Below are 21,970 nucleotides of genomic sequence, written 5' to 3' on the forward strand. Positions count from 1 at the left end.
AAATTACTTTGGCTCTTCCTTGCCGATTAATCCCCTATAGGCGCAGTATTCGCATTCCTCGCTGGCTTTGGGCATTATATCTGATTCAAGGCATTTCTTTATTTCAAATAAGGCAGGTTCCACCCAGGAGTCATCGCCCTGATAAGGAATGATCGAGGTTTCAAACTCCAGTCTAGCGTCAAACTCTGGCCTGTTTTTTCCGGCATTGGCGAAGAGGAAATAGCCTGTGTTTGAAACCTTAAAGCCCATCTGTCTGAAAATCCACTGGTAAATCTCCATCTGCTTTTTGTAGCTCTGCTTATACTCATCCTCCAAAGAAATCTCTTTTGAAGTGCTGGTGGCTTTGTAGTCGGCAAGAAACAATTCCTTGGTTTTTTCATTTATCCAGACGTCGTCAATAATGCCGCAGACCTTTAAATTGGTCTTTTGATGGATAGCGCAGGCGCCAACGTATTGGTAAACGTCATCTCTCCAGATTTTTAAATCCGGGTGGTCAAAAGGAATGGCGTCAATACCATAAGCAATCATCAATTTATGGGACTCGCCCTTTTTTCTCAAAAGATCGAATTCGTTCTTTAATAATTTGTCAACGGCGCTGTTCAACGCCCATCCCGGCAGGCTCGGCCGGCCCAATCCCAGCTTTCTGTCCAGATAAAAACATCTCGGGCATCCCAGGAAAAGGTCGATCTTAGACCTGCTGATCGCAAAAAGCTCTTTGGAATTTGAATTGTAGAGCCCTTTTTCTTTTTTATAGTATTTGTTCATAGTTTTATTCTAACAGAAAATCGCCCTGGTGGCGATGTAAAAATTCGGAACCGAACTTCGGCAGCAAAAAGAAGAGCTAAATCAAGGATTTTTCAAGATAATGCTCTATAATTCCTTTGCTGGGAAAATAGATCGGCTCGGGCAGGTTGTTTAAGCTAAACCACTGCCATTCAGTAATCTCGTCTGGCTCCATAACCTTTGCTTCTCCTTCAAAATCTTTGCAGAGAAAGCCAATGGTGACAAAATGGGCATCTTCAACCATGTCATCGGCAACGCTGATGATTTCCAGCTTTTCCTGATTGATTCTGATGCCGGTTTCCTCAAAAGTTTCCCTAAAAGCCGCCTCTTTCAGTTTTTCACCAAAATGAAGCTTGCCTCCGGGCATTGTCCATCTGCCTTCCCCGTGGAGCTCGCTATCAGCTTTTTGAGGATCAGAATGCCTTTTGCCGAGCAAAACCTTATCATCTCTCAAAATCATCACTCCGACTCCAATCCCTGGTTTTTTGTTTAAATCATCCATGTTTTAGTTATACCACAAAACGCTGTCTTGGAACCAACCGGCTGCGGCTCTGCGGCAATTTCCTCAAGATCCTATTAGAATAATGGCTTTGCCAAGCCATTTTGTTATAATGCAGGAATGGCTTTAAACCTGATAAAAAATATTAGAAAATTCAGTTTGAAAAACAGAAGGGTTTTTGTCATTGCTCTTGTTATCGTTTCTCTCTGGATTTTTGGCCTGGGAACGGGAATGAAAATCATCGCCCTTTCTTTAGCGGCCTGGTATGTCTGGGCTTTCGGGCTGGGAGTCTGGAGCGGTCGGCTCTTGGCCGAAGGTTCTCTTTCAAAGTTCCCGGACATTGAAAAAACCGACCGGGTCCTCATTCTGGCGCCTCACATAGACGACGAAATCATTGCCTGCGCCGGAATTATCCAGGAAACGATCAGTGTTGGAGCGAAAATCCTGATCGTCTACGCCACCAACGGCGACAACCATCTGGCCTCTGTCCTTGGGAAAAATACAACCTTTGACCCGAACGATTTCATTGATCTTGGGGAAAAAAGAATGATTGAAGCCGGGAAAGCGACGGCGGCTCTGGGACTGACGCAAAAAGATTCCATTTTCCTCGGCTATCCTGATTGCGGCCTCAACCACATGCTTTACCATTTCTTTGACTCGGAAACTTCCTATACTTCGGCCGGAACCAGGTTTAACTACAATCCTTACAAAGGCACTTACAGGGAAAAACAACTCTATACCGGAGCCAATCTGGCGGCTGACCTGAACGAGATCGTTGATAAGTTTAAGCCGACTATTGCCATTGTTCCCCACCCGAGAGACAATAACCTAGACCATAAATCCTTGTTCTATCTCTGGGAAAAAGTTATCAATGAAAAAAGCGCCGAACCGAGCCAGTATGCCTATTTGATCCATTTCGGATTCTATCCCCTGGAAAGGAAATTAAAACAAGACGATTTTCTTTATCCGCCAAAAAAACTCTTTTCCCAGGAAGGCTGGCACAGTTTTGATTTATTGCCGGAACAAGTAGAGAAAAAACTGGAAGCGGTCAACAAGAACGCTTCCCAGCTGAGAACGATTGACGCCTCGGCCTTTTTCTTGAGAAACTTTGTCAGGCAGAACGAAATATTTGAGAAAATTGAGTGAGCAACAAGCTCTTGTCTAAAAAAAAGCCGCCCGGTTCTCCTTGCCGGGCTGCTTAATGTCATCTGATTTCGACAATTTTTGACGGCAACCACCCCGTCTTTTTACGGCAGACGACCTCGGCCATAATCTTTATCCGCTCGCCAACCTTGGCCGATTTCAGTTTTTCGTAACCCTTGACTTGGTCATCAACCTCAAGCAGGGCCGTCTGAAAGTCGTAGTATGCATAGATACTAACGACTGAAGAGCCGGGAACAGCAAGCTGGTAAACTATCCCGGTCGTTGCAACCGTGGAAGTTTTCTTCATTGTTCCTCCTTATGAGAAATTGGTTTGCTAGTAAGAGCTTAGCAAAAATAGTTCCTTTTTTCAAGGCCTTTGGCGGAAATCAGCCAGCTTGCTGAAAAACTTCAAGCTCAGCCGCCAGTAGTAAGAAAAAACTTGAGGGCTGGAAAGCCCTTCTTTCAACTTGCGAATGAAAAACTCAAAAGAAAAAATGCTCTTGTAAAGGCTGCGGACCAGCGCCAGAGTTTCTTCGTCCGCCATTTCTGTCTTAAGAATCGGCTCTCTCATATCATACCTGTCCCAATCTTTTGTCTTGAGCCAACCCTCTTTGTCTGCTTCGGCAAAAAGAGCTGTTCCCGGATAAGGAGTGACAATGGTTGCCTGAAGGCTGTCAATATAGCCTTGTTTGAAAAGCTGACGGGTCAAGTCAACCGTTTTTTGAGCCTGCTCTTTTTTCTCCCAGGGATAGCCGATCATGCAGGTGACGTGAGGATTCAGGCCCGCTCTTTTCGCCATTTTGACGGCTTCAACAATATCTCCTTCTTTTTCCCCCTTGTTGAGCCTGTCCAAAGTTTCCTGATTGGCAGATTCCAGGCCGTAAAGAATAAATCCAAAGCTGGCTTTCCCCATCAAGTCATAAGTCTCCTGGTCGACAATGGCATTGGCTCTCATGTTGCAGCCAAACCTGATTTTCTTGTTATAACCTCTGTCAATCATCCCCCGGCAAAAATCCTCAAGCCACGGGCCTACCGGAAAAGTGCCAGTATCATCAAAAACTTCTTTGACGCCCAGTTCAATCAGCTGGCCGATTTCGTCTAATAATCTTTCCGATTTAACGACGCGGAACTGCGGAAAAATCGCTGTCCAAGAGCAAAAACTGCAGCCGCCTTTATTCCTCCACCAGCAGTCGCGGCCGGCCATGGAAAAAGTGCCGGGAACCAAAGTAAAGTTTGAGTTTTTAAAGGCGTACAATTTCCATTTTGCCAGGTTTCTGTCGATCAGGGGCAAAGAATCAAGGTCATGGTTTAAAACAAACTGGCCCGTGTCTTTCAAATTGCCTCCGTCTCTAAACCACCAGCCCGGCTCTAGCTTTTCTCCTTTGGTCAAATGATTGGCCAGATTCAAAAGCATAAAATCATAATCGCCTCCGGTCAAAATATAGTCTACCCGGCAATTATCCATTGACTCTTGGGGCAAGGCGGTGACGTGGTCCCCCATCAAAACAGTTTTTAGTTTATAGTTTTTAGTTTTTAGTTCATTAATGATTTTCCAGTGGCGCTTTATTACCGGAGTTTTGGTTTCAATAGCAACAATATCCGGGTTTTCTTTCAAAAGCCGGGTCTGCCACTGTTCAAACTTGAGGCCTTCGTTTATGGCGTCGTCCCAAAAAACCTCAAAACCCGCCTGTTTTAATAAAGTAGCTGCTGAAGCCGGAATAATCGGATAAGCTGTCCAGGGGCTGTGGGCAAACTGAAACTGCCTATTTTGGGCTAGCAAAGGAATCCCCTTCTCTGACTCTAGCGGCGGATAGGAAATAGCAATTTTCACTGTATTCTTTGATTAGTTTACGGTCCGAAAATTACGATTAGTAATTTTCATGTTGGTACATTCTATCATTTTCTGCTATATAATTGAATAATATGTCTATGAAAACCGTCAGCGTTATTCTGGCCACTCTAAACAGCGGCCTTATCCTGGAACAATGCCTGGAAAGCGTCCGGACTCAAGATTACGACCAGGGAAAAATCGAAATAATTGTTGCCGACGGCGGCTCAACCGACCAGACCATTGAAATTGCAAGAAAGTACGGCGCAAAGACAATCAATGAAAACACGGGCAGCCCGGAAGCAGCCAAAGCCATTGCTTTATCTTACAGCGAGAATGAAATTATTCTTGAGATTGACGACGACAATATCTTGCCGGAAAAAAACTGGCTGAAAAGAATGGTTTCCTGTTTTGACAAAGAGCCAGAGATCGCCGGCTGTTATCCCTGGAGATACACATACAGAAAAGAGGATAAAATCCTAAACCGCTATTTCTCCCTTTTTGGCGCCAATGACCCGGTCGCCTGGTTTTTTGGCAGGGCCGACCGCCAATCGTGTCTTAATTCGAATTGGGCTCTTTCCGGAAAGGCCCTGGACAAAGGAGACTATTTTCTGGTCGAGTTCAATCAGGAGAATTTGCCGACTGTCGGCGCCAACGGCTTCCTGATCAGAAGAGATCTGCTGATGAAGGCTGATACCAACAACTTTTTTCACATTGACGTCAATCACGATCTGGTTTCCCAAGGCTATAATAAATATGCTGTTGTCAAAAACGACATTGTTCATGCCAGCGGCGAAGGTTTCTGGAGATTCTTTCAGAAAAGAAAAAGGTACATGGAAAACCTTTACCTGAAAGATTCCTCAAAAAGAAGATATTTCCTCTATAATCCGAAAAAAGACAAGTTAAAGATATTTGCCTATTCTCTTTATTCCCTGACCCTAGTTGGTCCGATTTTTGACGCTCTCCGCGGTTATTTAAAAATCAAAGACCTCGCCTGGTTTTTGCACCCGATTGTCTGTTTTATGATGTTTTGGATTTACTTTTGGGCGGTAGTCAAAAACAAATTCCGAATTTAAAAAAAGTACTGGAGTCAGACTCTTGTATGTTGGATAAGGAGTTTTAACCTAGATTTTACTCACTGCCCCTATAGAAAATGGGGGGGGTTATTTAAATCAAAGTAATATATCCAAGTCACTGAACCAGTACAAAAGGTTGACACTCATAGATATTTATGTTATAAAGTAAACGGTTGTAAATCCCTTTTGGAGGAGGATCCTATGGACAACAAGTTCGCTGGATTTGCCGCCCTCGTTAACGCTCTGTCTCCTCAGACAATGCCTGATGGAGACGCTCAAGATATCGCTAACGGAGCGGCTTATATCCCGGGAGAGGTGACGGACTTACGCCGTGCGGGCCAAACCGTCAGTTTTGCGAAAACGGATGGTCCCAGAACCGAATGGTATTGGACAATGCCAGGCGGTACCACAATCAAACACGGCTAAGCTTCATCTCCGCGGAAGAGAACCTGACAGTAAGCATAAGGCACTGTCAGGTTTTTATTATCAAAGATGCGTTTAGGCTTTACTTAAAGAAACACAAGATTCTAGCGTCGTTCCGCAGGCAGGACCATGGCGTCAGTCCAACGACCTGAGTTGCTTAACACGGAGTTGCTTAACTTGTAACTTGATTAAGCAACCGCAAATAAAAAATGGCTAAATCTTTTTAAAACCAGTTTGTCCAACAACCGATAAACCTACGATCGTAGGTTTATCGATATGATTTGTTCGGAAAACTTAATTGAGTGCTAATCAAACAGCTTAATCAAGGGAGCGAGGCACAAACCACTCAATGCCGTCCTGAAAAGGAAAGTTGCACTGTCGGCAAATGGCAGGCAGTTTTTCTTCTGAAAAGTTTAAGTGCGTCTGGCGGAAACTTTCCAGTATCGGAGATTTCCATGTCTCCGAGAAAGAATGAGTTAAAATATTGCCCAAAACAAATTTAGATTCAAAATCCCGGCAGCAAATTACAAAGTTGCCTTCCCAATCAACCATAAAAGTATGCCAAAGTGACCGACAAGGATAGGTCAACTTTGAACCTTGAACGTTTCCGCCAGAGGCGGACCCGCCTTTGGCGGGAAATTTTGAATTTAGTTGTACTCCCCCGCCCCATTCATGAGCAATGGAAATAGTCACCGAGTCAACCTTTTTAGACCAGTTCTTGATATGCTGGTTGATGTCTTTATTGTCCTTAGTCAAAACAGAAGAAATTAAAATCTTAGGCAAGGAACTCTTCTTTTCCTTCCTGATTTTGATAAGGTTTTCGATGCTTGCCTTGGTTTTGTCAAAATCCAGGCCCATTATTTCTTGATAGTCTTCGGGACTGGCCCCGTTAAAGCTAATGTTAATTTCTTCGATCTGAAGATCAACCAGCTGTTGGCTGATGGCCGAAGTTAATAAAAAAGCATTGCTATAGAGCTTGACCGAAAAACCCATTTCCTTGAATGCTTTTATCCTCGGGATAATTTGCGGATCGGTTAAGGGTTCTCCCAAGCCGCTGAAAAAAACCTTATTAATGGGCAGGCTTTCTTGCTTTACCCTCTCAATAATTTTTGAGAAAACTTCGTCGTTCATTACTCCTTTCTGCCTTTTCATTGAACTATGAGGACACATCAGACAGCGAGCTGGGCAGAAATTGCTCGTTTCCAGCACCAAATTGAACGGACCCTTCCCGCTCGTTCTTACCCGGCTTTCGATCCCGGCCCTGACAATCTTATAGTAGGCCCTTGAGGCGCTGACTTTTTTTGCCAGCCCTCGAACCCGGGGCAAAGACGAATAAATAAGTTTTGCCCAACGAATGATTTTATCGGCCATTATGGTATTATAACACATGGTGATATACCGGGCATTCTGTCCGCTATAACACATAGTGATATATCAAAACCTTGTTTTGCTATAGTAAAAAGATGGCGGAATTAAAACCAAAGCTATCAATAATTGTCTGCACTTTCAACCGGGCTGAAAATCTGAAAGAATGCCTGGAAAGCCTGACAAAACAAACTTTTGCCGATTTTGAAGTCATCATTGTCGACGCCGGCTCCACCGACAAGACCCCCGAGATTATTGACGACTATTGCCAAAAGTTAAGAGTCAAGAAGGTTTCTGACAACGGCAAAGAGTTGGCCAAAGCCAGGGATTTGGGCTGGCGGACTTCTCAAGGAGAATTGGTTTCTTGGATTGACGACGACGTCGTCGTCTGCGAAAACTGGGCTCAATCCATAGTCAAAACCTTAGACGGAAACCCTGGCATTGCCGGAGTCAGCGGCCCGACAATCGTCAAGGAAAATCTTTTAAAGAACCGTGATGTTTTCTTTTTCTACGGCAAAAAGGGATTGGTTGGTCTTCTGGGAAAATTCTGGAATTATTTCTTCCTTGAGAGAAAAATGTACGAACCGGGCAAGCTTCTTAAAAGCGGGGCTTGGTCTCCGGGAGCCAATTTCTCCCAAAGTCTTGAAATCAAGGGCCTGAAAGAAGTTGACTACCTTGAGGCCTGTAATATGACTCTGCGTCGAAATCTCGTTGAAAAAGCTGGCGGCTTTGATTTGGGCTTTCAGGGGACGGCTGAATGGTGCGAGATCGATCTGGCCCAGAAAATAAAAAAGCTCGGAAATAAGCTGGTTTTTAACGCTAACGTCCGGGTTGACCACGTCATTTCCCGGCAAGGAGCCTTTCCCAAAAGAACTTTTGCCAAAGAAAGGATGGAAAATTTTTTCAGGTTTTATTTCCGCCATATCTTTAAATCCCGCCCTGATTATATATTCAGTTTTACCGCTTATGTTATTTTTCTCAATTTTTACTGGCTCGCCAAAGCAATTCAGACTAAAAACCTGAGCTGGCTTTCCGGTTGGCTGGGAACTGCCACTGGCTTTTTAAAAACAAGGGGCAAAAAAACATGAGAATCGGGGTCAACGCAAAATTGTTGCGGGAAAAATACCACACTGGAATCCAAGCCTATATCTCCAACTTATATAAAGCGATAGTTTCCGCCGATAAAGACAATGAATACTTTTTTCTTGATGACGGGCTCGGGAGCAGCCGGCTTCTGAACGTTTTCTACAATAACCTTTTGGTCAGAAACCAAATAAAAAAAATCAAGATAGATATTTTTCATGCGGCAAATTCTATTCTCCCTTTGGGGCCAAAAGGCTGCTGCTACGTTTCCACTATCCACGATCTGGGATTCAAAACCATTCCCCAATGGACTCCGAAGGCAGAAATCGTTTATTATAATCTTGTTTTTGAGAATATTATCAAAAAGGCCGATTTAATCGTCGCCGACTCTCTCTTCGTCAAACAGGAGATTAAAGATTATTACGGAGTTGAAGACCAAAAATTGAGAGTCGCCCCTCTAGGCCTGAACGAGTTTTATCTTGAGAAAGAAGTTGAACCTTACCTGGAAGATATCCGAAAGAAATATAGGCTTAAGGGAAAGAAAGTTGTTCTCGCCAACAGCGCCCACTGCAACAGGAAAAACATCGACTCTCTAGTAAACGCGTTCGTTGAAAACAGCGATCGTTTAAAAGATGCTGACCTGGTAATTGCCGGAGCCACCGGCAAAACCACCTTCCAAAGCCTGATCAATCCGGACAACAAAGCCAAGATAACCGTTGCCGGCTACCTCCCCATCAGAGAGCAGAGAGCCCTTTACCAGATCGCCGACATCTTTATTTATCCTTCTTTATACGAAGGCTTTGGCTTGCCGATTTTGGAGGCGATGGCTTCCGGCTGCCTCGTTTTCGCTTCAAACATTCCTCCGGTCCGGGAAATTGTCGCTGATGACAACCTTTTATTTAATCCCTTGGCGATAGGCGAGATCTGCGAAAAGATAAGGTATTACTTGGATATTGAAAATTCAAAAAAGCAGCTCTTAATCGGCTCTTACCGGGAAATTCTGGGGAAATTCACCTGGCGGAAAGCCGCAGAAGAAATGATTAGCATTTTTAATTCCCTCAAGCCATGATTCTAAAGGACAAATCTGCCATTAAAAGATATTTGCATCATCTCGGGCCCAAAGTCATCGACAGAATAAGGCGGAGCGAAAAACTCGCAGATTTTGGATGCGCCGAGGGCCGGCTTTTGGAAGTGATCGAAGAGCATTTTGGAAAAACAAAAGAAAATCTTTATGGTTTTGACGTTTCCGAAAGCTTTGTCGCCGAGGCAAAGAAAGCTTTTCCAAACGTCTATTATCTTGATCTTTCCAGAGACGAAATGAAAGAACGGGGCTTTGACGTCGTCTTTGCCTTTGATATCATCGAACACTTGGAAAACCCTGATAAGTTTTTAGAAAACATTGTTTCTATTATGAAAAATAAAGGGCTGCTGATTCTCTCAACTCCAAACATCAATTCCCTTTCGCATCTCATCCAAAAATCCAACTGGTTTGCCTTCAAAGACAAAACCCATAAAGTCCTCTATTCCCGGTCCTCTCTGTTTCCGTTACTGGAGAGGTTTGAGCTGAAAACAATTGTTTCCAAAACTATTTCTGACACCGGCTTCCCTCTCTATAACAAGATAATCTCTCTGACCAGCTTGGGCGGACAGATTCTTCTGGCGGCAGAGAAAAAACAATGAAGACCGTTTGCCTTTACAACATCGGCGTCGGCAACACCGAGTTGCTGGCAAAGAAAATGGCTTTCTGGCAAAGCCAGGGGCTGAAGATAAAGATGGCCTGCCCGGAATACGCCGTCCCCGCCTTTAAAGAGTTGATCTGCGATATTGAATATATCAGAATCCCTTTTTGCCACCCGGTCAGCAACAAATTCACGCTGATCTTTGAACTCCTCAAGCGCTCCCTGATCGCCTGCTTTTTCTTTCCTGAAATCGCAAAAGCCGACACTCTTTATTCTATTTCGTCGGTCTTGGACGAACTCTTACTGCCTTTTTTCATCAAAATCTTCGACGAAAGGATTGCCTGGGTCGCCCTATTCGAAAACGAAGTGGCCTTGAAAAGGCCGGGCAATATTTTTGTCCGCATCTTGGCCCGGGTCTTTTACCGGATAAGCCTGCTGCTCTTGAAGAAAGCCGACAGGATATTTGCCGTTACCGAAGACCTGAAATCGGTTTTAATTAAAACGGGAATCAATGAGAGAAAAATTGTGGTTACCAGCAACGCCGTCGACAAGACGGAAATAGAAAAGGCGATCTCGAAAAGAGAGTCCCAGTTCGACGGCCTGTTCGCCGGCAGGCTGGAAGAGGCAAAGGGCGTTTTTGATCTGATTAAAATCTGCCGGAAAGTGGTCGAGAAATACCCCAATTTTAGCCTGGGGATTGCCGGAACCGGCCATCAAAAACAGGAAAAAAAGCTGCGAGAACTTGTAAAAACCCTGGGGCTGGAAAAGAATATTAGGTTTTTGGGCTACGTTTCCGGTACGCAAAAGTTTAGGCTTTTGGCCAATTCCAGAATCTTCCTTTTTCCGAGCCTGGACGAAAGCTTCGGCGTCGCCCTCTTGGAAGCCATCTGCAGCGGCCGCAAAGCCATTGCCTACGACCTGCCGGCTTACAAAAATATTTATCTGAACAACGAATTGGAGACTGTTCCGATCGGCGACATCAAAAGCTTCTCAGAAAAAGTGATTGGCATCTTGGACGAAAAAAACTTTGAGAACGCCGCCGGATTGAAATTGCTAATGTCCAACAAATACCGCTATGATAGAATTGCCGGGATCGAGTCCGATAATTTCTAGAACTAAAATGGACTTAGAAAAACTTTTTTTAAAAGTAGAAAAATATAAAGTGCCGCCGACAATCTTGTTCCGTAGCATCGAGATCAAGCTCCTCAGAGAAAAAATCGCCCATCTTCTCGAACCCAGCAGACCGGCTTTAGATCTTGGCTGCGGCGACGGCACCGCCGCTTTAGCGGTTTTTGACGGAAGAATCGACTACGGCCTGGACAACGAGTCTGAAGCTCTAAAAACGGCAGAAAAAGACGGCATCTATGGAAAAACGATTTTTGCCGATGCCGGAAATATCCCCCTGCCGGACAACTGCTTAAAACTGGTTTTTTGCAATTGCTCGCTCGAACATATGGAAAACCTGGATTTGGTTTTGAAAGAGGTTTCCAGGGTACTGATGGCGGGCGGCCTTTTTATTTTCACTACCCCTAGCCATAACTTCAAAAACTACAGTTTCCTCGATTTTCTGCAACTGAAAACCTTGGCGAAAATCTACGGGAACTTAAGAGACAGAAGGCAGCATCACTACCACAGCCACTCCCTTGAGGACTGGTCTTCAATCTTAGCCAAATTCAATCTTAAAAAAACCGACGGATATTATTATCTAGACAAAAAAGTGCTGGAGTTTTGGGATTTTCTGCTGATACTCTACTTGCCCTTTTCTCTTCTGATGCGGTTAAGTTCTGTTTTTGAGATCCTGACCGACAAAATCTACTCCGGCCTCATTTATAGAATCTTTTTCAGAAAGAAAATTTATCAAAAGTTTCTTGAATCCAAAATCAGCGGGCCAGACGGGGCGGCCGTCTGCGTCATTGCCAACAAAGAAATGTATGCTCAAAGATAATCTCAGGGAAAAAATTCTTAATTTCAGCTTCTGGGGCTGGTTTAACAAAAACCGGCTGGTCATTATTCTCCTGATTGCCCTTGTTTTTGCCGCCTATTTTAATTCTCTGGACAACAGTTTTGTCTCTGACGACATCGCCGCCATACCCCAGAACGAAAATCTAAACAATTTTAGTTATGTCTCGTCTAATCCCCAAGCATTTGTCAGAAACTTATTTTATTACTCAACCAACAAAGTTTGGGGATTAAATCCTGCCCCCTATAGATTAATCGGCATTTTGTTCCACTTAGGAACGGTTCTAACTAGCTATCTTTTAATCTGGATTTTGCTTGATCCGATAACAGCTCTCATTTCTGCCTGCTTATTTGCCGTCCACCCGATCCTGATTGAAGGAGTGGCTTGGATATCCGGAGGTCTTTATGCCCAATATAGCTTTTTCATAATCTTGACGCTTCTCTTTTATGTTTTTTCAATTAAGGGTAAAAAGTTCTACCTCCTCTCTTTGGCTAGCCTTGTCATGGCCCTGCTTTCTTCAGAAAAAGCCGTAGTTTTTCCTTTTGTTCTTTTGGCATTTTTCATCTTTTTTAAAGATACTTTCAAAGATTGGAAAAAACTAATTACTCCTATTGTTATTAGCTCTGCCTGGGCTCTTTTTTATCTTCTTGCCATTCCCAAAAGAATAGCAGCTCTGCAGATACAGAGCCCCCAGCCAGCTGAAATCTTAGACCCCTTTTTGCAAATTCCCATTGCCATTGGCTCTTACTTAAAACTGATTTTCTGGCCAAAAGATTTGACCCTTTATCATTCAGAAATGGTTTTCTCACAAACACAATATTTAACCTGCCTCTTTGTTCTTATTTTACTTTTGACAATTATCTTTATTTCTCTGAAGAAAAAATCTCAAGTATTTTTCTGGCTGTCGTTCTTTTTGATTTCCCTTTTGCCCGTCCTCACTCCTTTTGGAATTTCCTGGATCGTCGCGGAAAGATATGTTTATTTGGGAACTTTGGGAATCGTAGTTGCCTTTGCCATATTGCTTAAAAAGCTGGCTGAAAAAGAAAAGCTGAAAACCGCTATCTTCATTTTTTCCTCTTTAATTGTCATTTTTCTTTTAATAAGAACCATTGTCAGAAATAATGACTGGCAGAATCAAGATAGTTTATGGCTGGCGGCTGCCAAAACCTCGCCCTCCAGCTCCCAGAATCATAACAATCTGGGAGATCTTTACGGCAGAAAAGGCGACCTAGAAAAAGCCGTCCAGGAGTTCAAGTTGGCGATTGAGCTGAATCCCCGATACGCCGACGCTTTCCACAATCTCGCCAACACCTATCAGCTGATGGGGAAAGAAGAGCTGGCGGTTGAAAACTATAAAAAGGCTGTTGAGTTCAACCCCTACCTCTGGCAATCTTACCAAAACCTGGCCTTAATTTATTTTCAACAGAAAGACTTGGTCCAGGCCAGCCAATATCTAGAAAAAGCTATTGAAGTCAATCCCGAAAACGCCTCTCTTTATTTCAATCTGGGAGTTGTTTATGCCGAGAATAACGAAAAGGAAAAAGCAAATATGGAATTCCAGAAAGCTTTTGATCTGGATCCTAAACTAAAACAGAGCCTTCTGACTCAGTAAGTCCACTAACATGACAAAGGCAGGCGTTTTTACTTGCCTGCCCCTGACGTTGGCGTAAGCTTAACCCCAAAGGTGCGTTCCCACCGTAAGGCGGGATCGACCCCCACGTTTTCCGTGGAAGGAGCCTGGCTCACTGGTTTTGGCGGCAGTTTTGGCGCTGCCCGGCCGCCGCGGCGCCCAGTCAAGCATGCACGGCAATGCCCATACATGCCTGGATCCTGGCACCGGGAGCAATTACAGGTGCATTCCATATCATTCAGTCCTTTCTCTAAAGGAGAACGTTCTAGGTTTATCTAAATACTATTCTTGCCCTTTGTAAACCCCGCCCGATCTACAACATCTTCTTTCTTATTTCGTGAACGGCCGTTCATCAAATAAGAATATTGGTCAGACGGATTAACGCTTAAGGTTCCCGGCGAGCAAGCCCCGGAAAAAACAAAGGCCGTAGCAGATATGGGTTAAAAAGATTCCCGGCATCGTCCAGAAAGCAATCTTTAAGTTTTTGGCTTTGAATAAAACCCAGAATCCGGTCAGCAGTAAAAGCAGGGCATAGAAACCCAAAACCCCAAAATAGAGGGAAAGTAAAAAACTGCGGCCGAGAGGAACAAAAATCATCCATATCGGCAGGCCAAATACAAAAATGGTAAAAACCATGGGAGCAAAATAAAACGGCTTTCTTGAGGTCTCGGGCAGTATTTTGGCAAAATACCCCCGGTGCAGACCATAGCTGATATTTTGTTCCAAATGATCTTTGAAAAGCGGCCGGCGGTGATGGAAAACTAAAATCTTGGGGTCGTAAATAATTTTCTTTTTCAATTTCTTTGTCAGATCAAGGCAGAACTTGGTGTCTTCTCCGGGCCAAAAGCTGGTATCAAAACCGCCAATCTTGTTAAAATCGGTTTTCCTAACTAAAAAATTCATTGTCGGGAAATCCCTAACTTCTCTTTTTTTCTTCGGCAAAAACCTAAAATTCAAAGTCCCGCCGCCAAGCAAAGAAGAGGAAGCCCAGCCCGAAGCTTTCTGCCGCAAGGAATCCTCTGGCGGCGTCATTCCCGGGCCGCAAACCGCGGCAATTTTCCTGTCTTTAAAGTAAGGCAAGGCGTTTTTCAACCAGCCTTTTGAGGGATAAGCATCATCGTCGAGAAAAGCCAGGATTTCCCCCTTTGAGAGCTTTGCCGCCAGATCTCTTCTTGCCGCCGGGCCAAGCCGGCTTTGAATAACCGCAGTTCTCTCAAAAACTTCTGAAAACGGCTCTTCTGGTAGAACCAGAATCTCAAAGTTCTCGTAATCTAACTCCAGACACTTTAAAATTGCCTGCTTTAAATAATCGCAGAAACCTCGAGTGATAATAATGATCGAAACTAAAGGAGAAAAAGAATCTGCCATTTAAAGGTTTTTCTTTTTCCTGATCACATAGACCGGCCGATTTATCACTTCCTGATAAATATTGGCGATGTAAAGGGCAATCAGCCCCAGGCAAATCAAAACTATGCCGATCAAAAAGGTGGTGAAAACCGCCAGCATGGTCACGTTAGAAAAAGCCAGGCCCCAGGGGTCTCTAAAAACAAACTTATTTAAAAACATAAAAAGACCTAAAATCCCGGAAAAAACAGTGATCAAAATCCCCAGGTAGCCAGCCAATCTCAAAGGAAATAAACTATGACTAATAAACCCAGAAAATCCCAGTCGGACAAGATCTAAAAACCCGTAGCGGGTCTTGCCGGACTTTCTTTTACCGGCCGCAAAGAAAATATAGTCCCTTTTAAAACCCAGCCAATCAATCAAGCCCCTGGCAATTCTCCCTTTCTCAGTGAAGCGGTTAAATTCTCTAACTACTGTCTGGTCGAGTAAGCGGAAATCTGTTTCTCCGGAAATAATCTTAGTTTCGCCAATCAAATCCATGATTTTGTAAAACAACCAAGAGCCGGCTTTTCTGACCAAGTTTTGGTCATCGCTTTTTTCCCTGACGCCGATGACCACCTCTATCCCGCTTTCCCACTTGGAAATAAATTCGGGGATTATTTCTGGCGGATGCTCCAAGTCTGCGTCGAGAGTCAGAACTGCCTGACCTTTAGCACAGCCGAGGCCTGCGGTCAAAGCGATTTCCTTGCCAAAGTTGCGCGAAAACTCAATGTATTTTACCCGAGAGTCAGAAGCAGATAACTTCTCCAGAACTTCGGCTGAGTTATCAGTACTGCCGTCATTGACAAAGATGACCTCAAAATCATATCTATCTTCCAGGCTACTCGTAGTTTTTGACAATGACTGATAAAACAAAGGCAAGTTTTTTTCCTCGTTGTAGACCGGAACAATGATTGAAATTAGTTTTTTATCTGGCATTTCTTCATCCTAACACTCCAAAAGGCCCGGCGCAAACAAAAAAGCCGCTCAAAAGCCGAACGGTTAAATCGCCGAAATGGCGATTTTCTATCTCAGCCCAGAAAAGATGCCGCAAGCGCCGGACAGCAGAACGATTGCCATCGCCAGAAATCTGAACAATTTTTGAGGCAGCTTTTCAGATATCATATTCCCAAAGAAAGCGCCTAAAATCACAAAAGGAGCGGCGATCAGGCCGAGAACCGCTCCCTGGGAATTGACTATTTGATTTGCAAAGAAAAGAAGAAGGGAAACTATTCCTATTGAAAGAAAAAATGCGGTCAGCGTTTTGCGAAACTCGTCTTTGGGAATGTCCTGGCCCATCAGCAGAAGAACGACCGGAGGGCCGCTCATGTTGGTGCTGGTGCTCAAAAGGCCGCTGAAAAATCCGGCAACTGACGTTAAGAAAACACTTTTGGGCAATCTAATTTTTCCAGAGCAAACAGCCAGAACAAAGAAAATCGCCAGGCTGCCGACCAAAACCTTCATTATTTCCATTGGGATGACTTTTAAAATCCAGATCCCGATTGGCATGCCGGCCAAGCTTGATAAAAAGAGGATGGCTCCCAGCCTTAAGTTTGCCTTTCCGGGAATTTTCCTGATTAAAAACCCGCCTAAAACAATATTGGCGATAGCCATAGAGGAAATAGCCGGTTCCTTGGCCAGAAAGGTCAGTATCAAGGGCATGGCAATTAAGTTGGAGCCAAAACCAACGGTTCCCCCAACCAGACTGGCTAAAATGACTATGATTATAAAAAAGAAGATTTCCATCTTCCTAAACGAAATGGCGGAATTAAGCCTCGATCCTTGAAAAAAGATAACTGCCAATGGCCAAGAAAACCATGGGCAAAAAGGCAAACGTGGGAGGTCGGACCTCCTTTGTTTTTTTTAAATCGCCGAAATGGCGATTTATCTGATTTCAGTTTTAAGATAAATTATTTAATATTTTTCTTGCCAGCTAAAGCTTTAAGCAATTTCTCAACCCGGTCGGTCTTTTCCCAAGAAAATCCTGTTCGGCCAAAGTGGCCATAGCAGGCGGTTCTTTCGTAAATCGGATGCAGCAAATCAAGCTCCCTGATTATGCCGCCAGGCGAAAGGTCAAAAACCTTTAAAACAGCTTTTGTCAGCTTTTCCTCGGACACTTTGCCAGTTCCGAAAGTCTCAAGGCTTGTTTCTGTGGGTTTTGTCCCACCGATAACATAGGCTAACCTAACTTGGCATTTTTCTGCCAGCCCCGCTGCCACTATGTTTTTGGCAACGTACCTGGCCATGTAGGCTCCCGATCTATCAACCTTGGTCGGGTCTTTGCCGGAGAACGAACCTCCGCCGACAGGAACGCCAATGCCATAGCTGTCAACCGCGGTTTTTCTGCCAGTCATGCCGGTGTCAGAAACCGGGCCGCCGATGACAAACCTGCCAGTGTTGTTTATAAAAAACTTTGTCCTGCTGTCTAAATACTTTTTGCAAACCGGTTTTATCACTTTATCGATAATGTCTTTTTTAAGCTTTTCTGATGAAACGTCTGGATCATGCTGGGCAGCAATAACGACATTGTTCAGCCTTTTAGCCCGGCCGTTTTCATACTCAAAAGTCACCTGGGATTTTCCGTCCGGCCTCAAATAGGATAGAATCTTTTTTTGGCGGGCTTCAGCCAGCCTCCTGACAAGTTTATGGGCTGTCATTATCGGCAAGGGCATTAACTCCGGAGTCTCTGAACAGGCGTAACCGACATTTGAACCTTGATCACCAGCTCCCTGTTTTCTGCTGGCGGTTTTTTTCACCCCTAAAGCGATGTCGGGCGACTGCTTGTTGATGGTATTTAGAACGGCGACGGTATGGCCGTCAAATCCGTATTCCGGCTTATCGTAGCCGATACCAAGAATGACCCTTCTGACGATTTCGTTAATATTGACCCAGGTCTTGGTGGTGATTTCGCCGCCGACAATGACATATCCCCGACTGACAAAAACCTCGCAGGCAACCCTGGCGTGTTTGTCGTCTTTTATAATCGAGTCAAGAATGGCGTCGGCAATCTGGTCAGCCACTTTGTCTACGTGGCCGGGAGCGACAGACTCCGACGTCAATAAGTGTTTTTTCATGTTGAACAATTATTTTTACGTTCTCTCATTATAGCGGACTAACGTCCGACATATCGAGCATTTCGCTCATTATAGCAAAAGCTTGTCTTTTGGCGAGACTTCTTTTGCCGAGAAATCATCCTTATTTCCTGTCGTCATACAAGAATTCATAGTAAGACAGGGCGGCCGAGCTGAACAAAATCACGAAAAAGACAAATTCCTCTATTGGAAATCTCTGGCCAAAGACATTAATCCAGCCGACAAAATCAGGTCCCGGAAATTCCCAGTGGTGAAGAGTCAGCCCTGTCAGTTCAAAAACAATAAGCAGTAAAAAGAAGAGTATTCCTGCTTTGAAAAACTTAGAAATTAGTTTTGGATAGAGGATTATGAAAAGAAGCATTGGCGCCAAAGCAAAGACAGCGCCTATGACGAAATAAAAATATGGCACATATAATAACCTTGGTTTCAGATAAATGAGGAGAATGCTAAAAATCGCAGAAAGAGCCAAGAATAATAGGCAATATTTTAATGGCTTCTTTATGAGAAAGAGATTCTTTCCCTCGTCTAAAAAATACTCGTAAACAAGGATTAACAGATAAACCATCAAAAAAGCCCAGATTAAGTCTTCTAGGGGGATAATCTGAAAGAGACGAAAAGGAAAAACAGTCTCGGGCACAATCCAGGCCCCGCTAGAAACAGCCAAAATATCTACAGTGACTGCTGGGATTAAGCATAAAGAAGCGAAAACAAGGGCTTTTTTAATCTGTCCCTTACTCACCCTTAAAGACAAATAAGCAGCCGGGATCCCGAAAAAGAAGAGCGTGGATAGTAAATAGGAAACATTTAAGCCCAGGGAAAGGAATCTGGCTATGACAAGAAAAAAGCAGAGCAATAATAAATCTCTCCTTCTTTTATTTAAAAACTTAGTCGACATTTGGCTTTACTGTTTAAGTTTGTTTCTAGCTCCCCAATAAGAGCTTGGCTTCTCTTATTATAGAATAAAGATGCTTTGGCGATAGTTTCAGTCTTCTTGAAAATGTCTCCGGGTCTGTCTTTAAAAGATCTTCAACCAGCATAATGTTTCTGGAAACAAGAACATCTTTTAAATAGCCTTTTAACGAAGACAAGATGGTCAAGGGATAAAGGTTTTTCTCCTCTATTAAAGATTCCAAACCCCTGCCCTTTGGGTGCTTCCACCCCAAAAGCTCAATCCCCTGACAAAAGCAGTAAGCAATTGCCCTGGCAGTAAATTTTTCATTGGTAACCATCATTGGCCTGATTTGACAGCCCTTAAAGCTCCTGCTCTTGAAATAGGGACCCTTTAAAAGATCCAGAAAACGGGCGTGGTTGGCGAGAACATCGTCAGTATGGACCTTTTCGCCGGCGACATTGCGGTATTTGCACTCGCCGACATAAACCAGGTTGTCTTTTTGCGCCAGGAAATCTATTTCATAATCGCCAAGACAAAAACCAGGCAAGTAGAGATTGAGCTCGACTGCAAAACCCAGCCTTTTGAAGACCTCTCCGACAAACTTCTCAAAAGGGAAACCGCTCGGCCCCAATCTCCTCATGCCTTCTTTTAAATTGAACCTGACGGCGGCTGCCGGAGCCTCTCGGTGAAGAAAGTTTTCAACTCTTTGGAAAATCTCTGAGGTTTTCATTCCCGGATAGGCTTCCGTTTCAATCGCCTCAACTATCTGCTGAGCCAGTTTTCTCGAAGCTCCAACCCGCCTGGCAGATCTGTATACTTTCTGCGGGGAAAAGGACTCTTTGTCTCCGCCAGAGTTTAAAACATATAGATTTCCCATGTGTTTTTCTTCCATATTAACTTCATTGTACTAAAAAACGGCGCCTTTGACGACTCCACGCCGAGCTTGACGGCCACCAAGAACGTGCTAACATCAGTCTTATTGGGAAAAGAAAATGACAGACTCAAATCCGTCCGATAAAAACAGTGACGAGCCTCCGAGTACCAGTTTTGCCTCCTTAAACGGGAAGATTTCCTTAAAAAAACCTGAAGATCAGACCGGTCCTTTTTCTGTTCAAGAGCCGGTTTTTTTGGTTACCGAAGTCGTCTCCGATATCGAGGAATGCCACTCTCTTTTCGAACAATTCAGCCTAAAAGCCAACCTTTTTGACACCTGGGAGTTCAGATACGCCTTTTACAGGGCCTACAAATTCAAGCCCTATTTTCTCCTTCTGAAAAACAACTTTGGAAACCTGGCTCTTCTGCCTCTCTGGTACGACGAGGACAAAAAAAGGTATACCTGGTTCGGCAGCGACTGGCAGGAGGAAATCAGCTTTTTTGCCAGAAACTTAAATCTCGTCCCTACCCTTCTCTCGGCCGCCCCCTCGCCTCTTTTCTTGAACGCCATTTCGAGAAGGCCGGTGGAACCGTTAATGGCAAGCATTAATTTTACCGAAGACTTGCCAAAGTACATCCTCAATTTGGAGAATTTTGGCAGCCACGAAGATTTCCTGATGACCCTAAAGAAGAACCGCCGGCACGACCTGAGGAAAGACCGAAGGAGAATTGAAAGACAGAATCCGGAAATCGTCATCAATAACTTTGATGACATAGACCAGTTGGTTTCCCTGTCAAAGGAAAGATTCAAGGACAAAGGGAAAAAAACCGACTGGGAAGATCCAAGAAGAATACAAGCTTTCAAAGAAGTGATAAACCTGGGGGGCCGGTCCTACGAAACGAGAATGATCACCATAAACATCAAGGGGGTGACCGCCGGAGTCGACCTGATCTGCCTTTACCAAGATACCTATTTTGCCGTCAAGTGCGGCTATAACGTTAAAAATTTTTCCGGAATCGGGAACTTCATGAACGTCATTGAGATAGACGACGCCATCAAGCTCGGCATGAAAAAGATTGATTTCCTCCAGAACAATTACGAGTGGAAAGAGAGATGGTTCGAACAAGTTCCCCTAGTCCAGTATAAAAAGTAAAGGACTTCATTATGGCTCTTAACATCAAATTGAGAAAATTCAGGATTTCAGACCTAGACCGCATCCTGAGAATAGAGAAATCGTCATTTTCTAGCGTCGACGCCTATTCAAAAAGGAGATTCCAATGCCTTTACCGAAAACACCCTCAAGACTTCATCGTCGCCGAAAAGGTGAACGAGATTGTCGGCTACATCATCGCTTACGGCAAAAAAGGCTTCGTCGACTTCAACTCGATAGCCGTAGACAAAAGTCACCGGAATCTGGGAATCGGCAGTCTTTTGATCAATTCCGTTTTCAAACGTTTTAGAAACCGTGGTTTCAAAAAAGCTCTTCTTGAAGTCAGAATGACAAACAGAAAAGCCATGTCTTTTTATAAAAAGATTGGTTTTAAGATCAAAAAAACCATAAAAAAGTTCTACAAAGACGGGCAAGGCGCCTATCGGATGGAAAAATCTTTGTCTTAGACGGCTCTCATCGCCGAGGCTTTCCTGCCCCTCTGATCGATAATAATCAGGGCATGAAAGTCCTGATAAATGTCTGTGCTTTTAGGCAAACTCTTTTCAAAGAGTTCTTTCAGATAATCGTAAGTCAGTGTTTTTGACAGCTTCAGCTCCCCTGCCAACCTTTTAGTGTACTCGTCAATGACAAAAGAGGGTTTGTCCATTGCATAGAGAAGAATCGTATCAGCCGTCTCGGGACCAATGCCGTAAAGATTAAGCAGCTTTTCTCTTGCAGCTTTCAAATCTTCTCTGATAAAGTTTTTTAAACTCCCGCACTCCTTAGCGATAAAACGGGCCAGGCCAAAGAGACGTTTCGGTTTTGTCTGATAAAAGCCGGCTGGCCTTATCAATTCTTTCAAAACATCAAGGTCTTTTAAAGAAGCGATCTTTTCCAAAGAAAGAAGCCTGGCTTTTTTAAGATTTTTTAGAGCCAGATCAGCATTATGCCAGCTTGTTCTTTGGGCCAGGATCGCCCCGATGGCAATAATCTCTCTCAACCTTGAACCTTTCTTATCCGCGCACCATTGAGGCCATAAACTTTTAGGATCGCCGTGTTTCCCGCAAAGCTCCAGATAAAGCCGGTAAATCCTGTTTAAAGCCATCATAA

General features: G+C 43.9%; 23 protein-coding genes. 11 read left to right on the forward strand and 12 right to left on the reverse strand.

Annotated features, from left to right (window positions below; translation table 11 throughout):
* Window positions 1-3 precede the first annotated feature (3 nt).
* Both Q8N16_02100 and Q8N16_02105 read right to left on the reverse strand, forming a co-directional pair.
* A complete protein-coding gene (locus tag Q8N16_02100) occupies window positions 4-765 on the reverse strand; it encodes a PD-(D/E)XK nuclease family protein (GenBank protein ID MDP3093532.1) in 762 nt (253 codons plus the stop codon).
* A gap of 76 nt (window positions 766-841) precedes the next feature.
* Window positions 842-1,285, reverse strand: a complete 444-nt coding sequence (locus Q8N16_02105) for an NUDIX domain-containing protein (protein ID MDP3093533.1) — start codon at window positions 1,283-1,285, stop codon at window positions 842-844.
* 117 nt (window positions 1,286-1,402) lie between these two features.
* On the opposite strand from Q8N16_02105, the gene Q8N16_02110 reads away from it, so the two are divergent.
* A complete protein-coding gene (locus tag Q8N16_02110; protein MDP3093534.1) occupies window positions 1,403-2,428 on the forward strand; it encodes a PIG-L family deacetylase in 1,026 nt (341 codons plus the stop codon).
* A 58-nt stretch (window positions 2,429-2,486) separates the two neighbouring features.
* Here the strand turns inward: Q8N16_02110 and Q8N16_02115 are convergent, their stop codons facing one another.
* The gene (locus tag Q8N16_02115) at window positions 2,487-2,732 is read right to left on the reverse strand and encodes a hypothetical protein (protein MDP3093535.1); all 246 of its coding nucleotides are present in this window, start codon (window positions 2,730-2,732) and stop codon (window positions 2,487-2,489) included.
* A 60-nt stretch (window positions 2,733-2,792) separates the two neighbouring features.
* The gene (locus Q8N16_02120) at window positions 2,793-4,256 is read right to left on the reverse strand and encodes a radical SAM protein (protein ID MDP3093536.1); all 1,464 of its coding nucleotides are present in this window, start codon (window positions 4,254-4,256) and stop codon (window positions 2,793-2,795) included.
* Between the two features lie 92 nt (window positions 4,257-4,348).
* Here Q8N16_02120 and Q8N16_02125 point away from each other — a divergent pair, with 92 nt between their 5' ends.
* Entirely contained in the window at window positions 4,349-5,329 is a 981-nt protein-coding gene (locus tag Q8N16_02125) for a glycosyltransferase family 2 protein (protein MDP3093537.1), read from the forward strand.
* Window positions 5,330-5,530: 201 nt separating this feature from the next.
* A complete protein-coding gene (locus Q8N16_02130) occupies window positions 5,531-5,755 on the forward strand; it encodes a hypothetical protein (GenBank protein ID MDP3093538.1) in 225 nt (74 codons plus the stop codon).
* Window positions 5,756-6,070: 315 nt separating this feature from the next.
* On the opposite strand, the gene Q8N16_02135 is transcribed toward Q8N16_02130, so the two are convergent.
* Window positions 6,071-7,123: an SPASM domain-containing protein gene (locus tag Q8N16_02135; GenBank protein MDP3093539.1), complete on the reverse strand. Its 1,053-nt coding sequence runs from the start codon at window positions 7,121-7,123 to the stop codon at window positions 6,071-6,073.
* A 92-nt stretch (window positions 7,124-7,215) separates the two neighbouring features.
* On the opposite strand from Q8N16_02135, the gene Q8N16_02140 reads away from it, so the two are divergent.
* From Q8N16_02140 to Q8N16_02165, 6 genes are read left to right on the forward strand one after another with little or no spacing between them, the layout of a single operon-like run.
* Window positions 7,216-8,205 carry a glycosyltransferase family 2 protein gene (locus tag Q8N16_02140; GenBank protein MDP3093540.1) on the forward strand — a complete coding sequence of 330 codons (990 nt, stop codon included), beginning with the start codon at window positions 7,216-7,218 and terminating at the stop codon, window positions 8,203-8,205.
* A complete protein-coding gene (locus tag Q8N16_02145; GenBank protein ID MDP3093541.1) occupies window positions 8,202-9,269 on the forward strand; it encodes a glycosyltransferase family 1 protein in 1,068 nt (355 codons plus the stop codon). Before Q8N16_02140 ends, Q8N16_02145 begins: the two co-directional genes overlap by 4 nt.
* On the forward strand, window positions 9,266-9,880 hold the full coding sequence (locus Q8N16_02150) for a class I SAM-dependent methyltransferase (GenBank protein MDP3093542.1): 615 nt from the start codon (window positions 9,266-9,268) through the stop codon (window positions 9,878-9,880). Before Q8N16_02145 ends, Q8N16_02150 begins: the two co-directional genes overlap by 4 nt.
* Window positions 9,877-10,992 (forward strand): glycosyltransferase, encoded by a 1,116-nt coding sequence (locus Q8N16_02155; protein ID MDP3093543.1) that lies wholly within the window; start codon window positions 9,877-9,879, stop codon window positions 10,990-10,992. The genes Q8N16_02150 and Q8N16_02155 overlap by 4 nt, the downstream gene beginning before the upstream one ends.
* Before the next feature lie 7 nt (window positions 10,993-10,999).
* On the forward strand, window positions 11,000-11,824 hold the full coding sequence (locus Q8N16_02160) for a class I SAM-dependent methyltransferase (protein MDP3093544.1): 825 nt from the start codon (window positions 11,000-11,002) through the stop codon (window positions 11,822-11,824).
* A complete protein-coding gene (locus tag Q8N16_02165) occupies window positions 11,811-13,451 on the forward strand; it encodes a tetratricopeptide repeat protein (GenBank protein MDP3093545.1) in 1,641 nt (546 codons plus the stop codon). The genes Q8N16_02160 and Q8N16_02165 overlap by 14 nt, the downstream gene beginning before the upstream one ends.
* A gap of 396 nt (window positions 13,452-13,847) precedes the next feature.
* On the opposite strand, the gene Q8N16_02170 is transcribed toward Q8N16_02165, so the two are convergent.
* From Q8N16_02170 to Q8N16_02195, 6 genes are all read right to left on the reverse strand, one after another.
* A complete protein-coding gene (locus Q8N16_02170) occupies window positions 13,848-14,837 on the reverse strand; it encodes a glycosyltransferase (GenBank protein MDP3093546.1) in 990 nt (329 codons plus the stop codon).
* Window positions 14,838-15,791 (reverse strand): glycosyltransferase family 2 protein, encoded by a 954-nt coding sequence (locus Q8N16_02175; GenBank protein ID MDP3093547.1) that lies wholly within the window; start codon window positions 15,789-15,791, stop codon window positions 14,838-14,840.
* An 87-nt stretch (window positions 15,792-15,878) separates the two neighbouring features.
* Complete coding sequence (locus Q8N16_02180; protein MDP3093548.1) at window positions 15,879-16,598, reverse strand: sulfite exporter TauE/SafE family protein; 720 nt, start codon at window positions 16,596-16,598, stop codon at window positions 15,879-15,881.
* 164 nt (window positions 16,599-16,762) lie between these two features.
* Window positions 16,763-17,926, reverse strand: coding sequence for a methionine adenosyltransferase (gene metK / locus Q8N16_02185; GenBank protein MDP3093549.1), 1,164 nt, complete (start codon window positions 17,924-17,926; stop codon window positions 16,763-16,765).
* 121 nt (window positions 17,927-18,047) lie between these two features.
* Complete coding sequence (locus Q8N16_02190; GenBank protein MDP3093550.1) at window positions 18,048-18,839, reverse strand: lycopene cyclase domain-containing protein; 792 nt, start codon at window positions 18,837-18,839, stop codon at window positions 18,048-18,050.
* Window positions 18,840-18,864: 25 nt separating this feature from the next.
* Complete coding sequence (locus Q8N16_02195) at window positions 18,865-19,728, reverse strand: hypothetical protein (protein ID MDP3093551.1); 864 nt, start codon at window positions 19,726-19,728, stop codon at window positions 18,865-18,867.
* A 100-nt stretch (window positions 19,729-19,828) separates the two neighbouring features.
* Here Q8N16_02195 and Q8N16_02200 point away from each other — a divergent pair, with 100 nt between their 5' ends.
* Both Q8N16_02200 and rimI read left to right on the forward strand, forming a co-directional pair.
* Entirely contained in the window at window positions 19,829-20,863 is a 1,035-nt protein-coding gene (locus Q8N16_02200; GenBank protein MDP3093552.1) for a GNAT family N-acetyltransferase, read from the forward strand.
* 11 nt (window positions 20,864-20,874) lie between these two features.
* A complete protein-coding gene (gene rimI, locus Q8N16_02205; GenBank protein ID MDP3093553.1) occupies window positions 20,875-21,327 on the forward strand; it encodes a ribosomal protein S18-alanine N-acetyltransferase in 453 nt (150 codons plus the stop codon).
* On the opposite strand, the gene Q8N16_02210 is transcribed toward rimI, so the two are convergent.
* On the reverse strand, window positions 21,324-21,968 hold the full coding sequence (locus Q8N16_02210) for an endonuclease (protein MDP3093554.1): 645 nt from the start codon (window positions 21,966-21,968) through the stop codon (window positions 21,324-21,326). The two genes, rimI and Q8N16_02210, sit on opposite strands and share 4 nt — an antisense overlap.
* Between the last annotated feature and the right edge of the window lie 2 nt (window positions 21,969-21,970).

This window comes from bacterium (genome assembly GCA_030693425.1).
In the GTDB taxonomy this organism is placed as follows: Bacteria; Patescibacteriota; Minisyncoccia; order Minisyncoccales; family GWA2-46-15; genus GWA2-46-15.

Bases quoted from the DNA above. Each gene is read 5' to 3' on its own strand.
- Q8N16_02100 (MDP3093532.1), bottom strand. From the start codon at position 765: ATGAACAAATACTATAAAAAAGAAAAAGGGCTCTACAATTCAAATTCC.
- Q8N16_02105 (MDP3093533.1), bottom strand. From the start codon at position 1,285: ATGGATGATTTAAACAAAAAACCAGGGATTGGAGTCGGAGTGATGATT.
- Q8N16_02110 (MDP3093534.1), top strand. From the start codon at position 1,403: ATGGCTTTAAACCTGATAAAAAATATTAGAAAATTCAGTTTGAAAAAC.
- Q8N16_02115 (MDP3093535.1), bottom strand. From the start codon at position 2,732: ATGAAGAAAACTTCCACGGTTGCAACGACCGGGATAGTTTACCAGCTT.
- Q8N16_02125 (MDP3093537.1), top strand. From the start codon at position 4,349: ATGTCTATGAAAACCGTCAGCGTTATTCTGGCCACTCTAAACAGCGGC.
- Q8N16_02130 (MDP3093538.1), top strand. From the start codon at position 5,531: ATGGACAACAAGTTCGCTGGATTTGCCGCCCTCGTTAACGCTCTGTCT.
- Q8N16_02135 (MDP3093539.1), bottom strand. From the start codon at position 7,123: ATGGCCGATAAAATCATTCGTTGGGCAAAACTTATTTATTCGTCTTTG.
- Q8N16_02140 (MDP3093540.1), top strand. From the start codon at position 7,216: ATGGCGGAATTAAAACCAAAGCTATCAATAATTGTCTGCACTTTCAAC.
- Q8N16_02145 (MDP3093541.1), top strand. From the start codon at position 8,202: ATGAGAATCGGGGTCAACGCAAAATTGTTGCGGGAAAAATACCACACT.
- Q8N16_02150 (MDP3093542.1), top strand. From the start codon at position 9,266: ATGATTCTAAAGGACAAATCTGCCATTAAAAGATATTTGCATCATCTC.
- Q8N16_02155 (MDP3093543.1), top strand. From the start codon at position 9,877: ATGAAGACCGTTTGCCTTTACAACATCGGCGTCGGCAACACCGAGTTG.
- Q8N16_02160 (MDP3093544.1), top strand. From the start codon at position 11,000: ATGGACTTAGAAAAACTTTTTTTAAAAGTAGAAAAATATAAAGTGCCG.
- Q8N16_02165 (MDP3093545.1), top strand. From the start codon at position 11,811: ATGCTCAAAGATAATCTCAGGGAAAAAATTCTTAATTTCAGCTTCTGG.
- Q8N16_02170 (MDP3093546.1), bottom strand. From the start codon at position 14,837: ATGGCAGATTCTTTTTCTCCTTTAGTTTCGATCATTATTATCACTCGA.
- Q8N16_02175 (MDP3093547.1), bottom strand. From the start codon at position 15,791: ATGCCAGATAAAAAACTAATTTCAATCATTGTTCCGGTCTACAACGAG.
- Q8N16_02180 (MDP3093548.1), bottom strand. From the start codon at position 16,598: ATGGAAATCTTCTTTTTTATAATCATAGTCATTTTAGCCAGTCTGGTT.
- metK (MDP3093549.1), bottom strand. From the start codon at position 17,926: ATGAAAAAACACTTATTGACGTCGGAGTCTGTCGCTCCCGGCCACGTA.
- Q8N16_02190 (MDP3093550.1), bottom strand. From the start codon at position 18,839: ATGTCGACTAAGTTTTTAAATAAAAGAAGGAGAGATTTATTATTGCTC.
- Q8N16_02195 (MDP3093551.1), bottom strand. From the start codon at position 19,728: ATGGAAGAAAAACACATGGGAAATCTATATGTTTTAAACTCTGGCGGA.
- Q8N16_02200 (MDP3093552.1), top strand. From the start codon at position 19,829: ATGACAGACTCAAATCCGTCCGATAAAAACAGTGACGAGCCTCCGAGT.
- rimI (MDP3093553.1), top strand. From the start codon at position 20,875: ATGGCTCTTAACATCAAATTGAGAAAATTCAGGATTTCAGACCTAGAC.
- Q8N16_02210 (MDP3093554.1), bottom strand. From the start codon at position 21,968: ATGATGGCTTTAAACAGGATTTACCGGCTTTATCTGGAGCTTTGCGGG.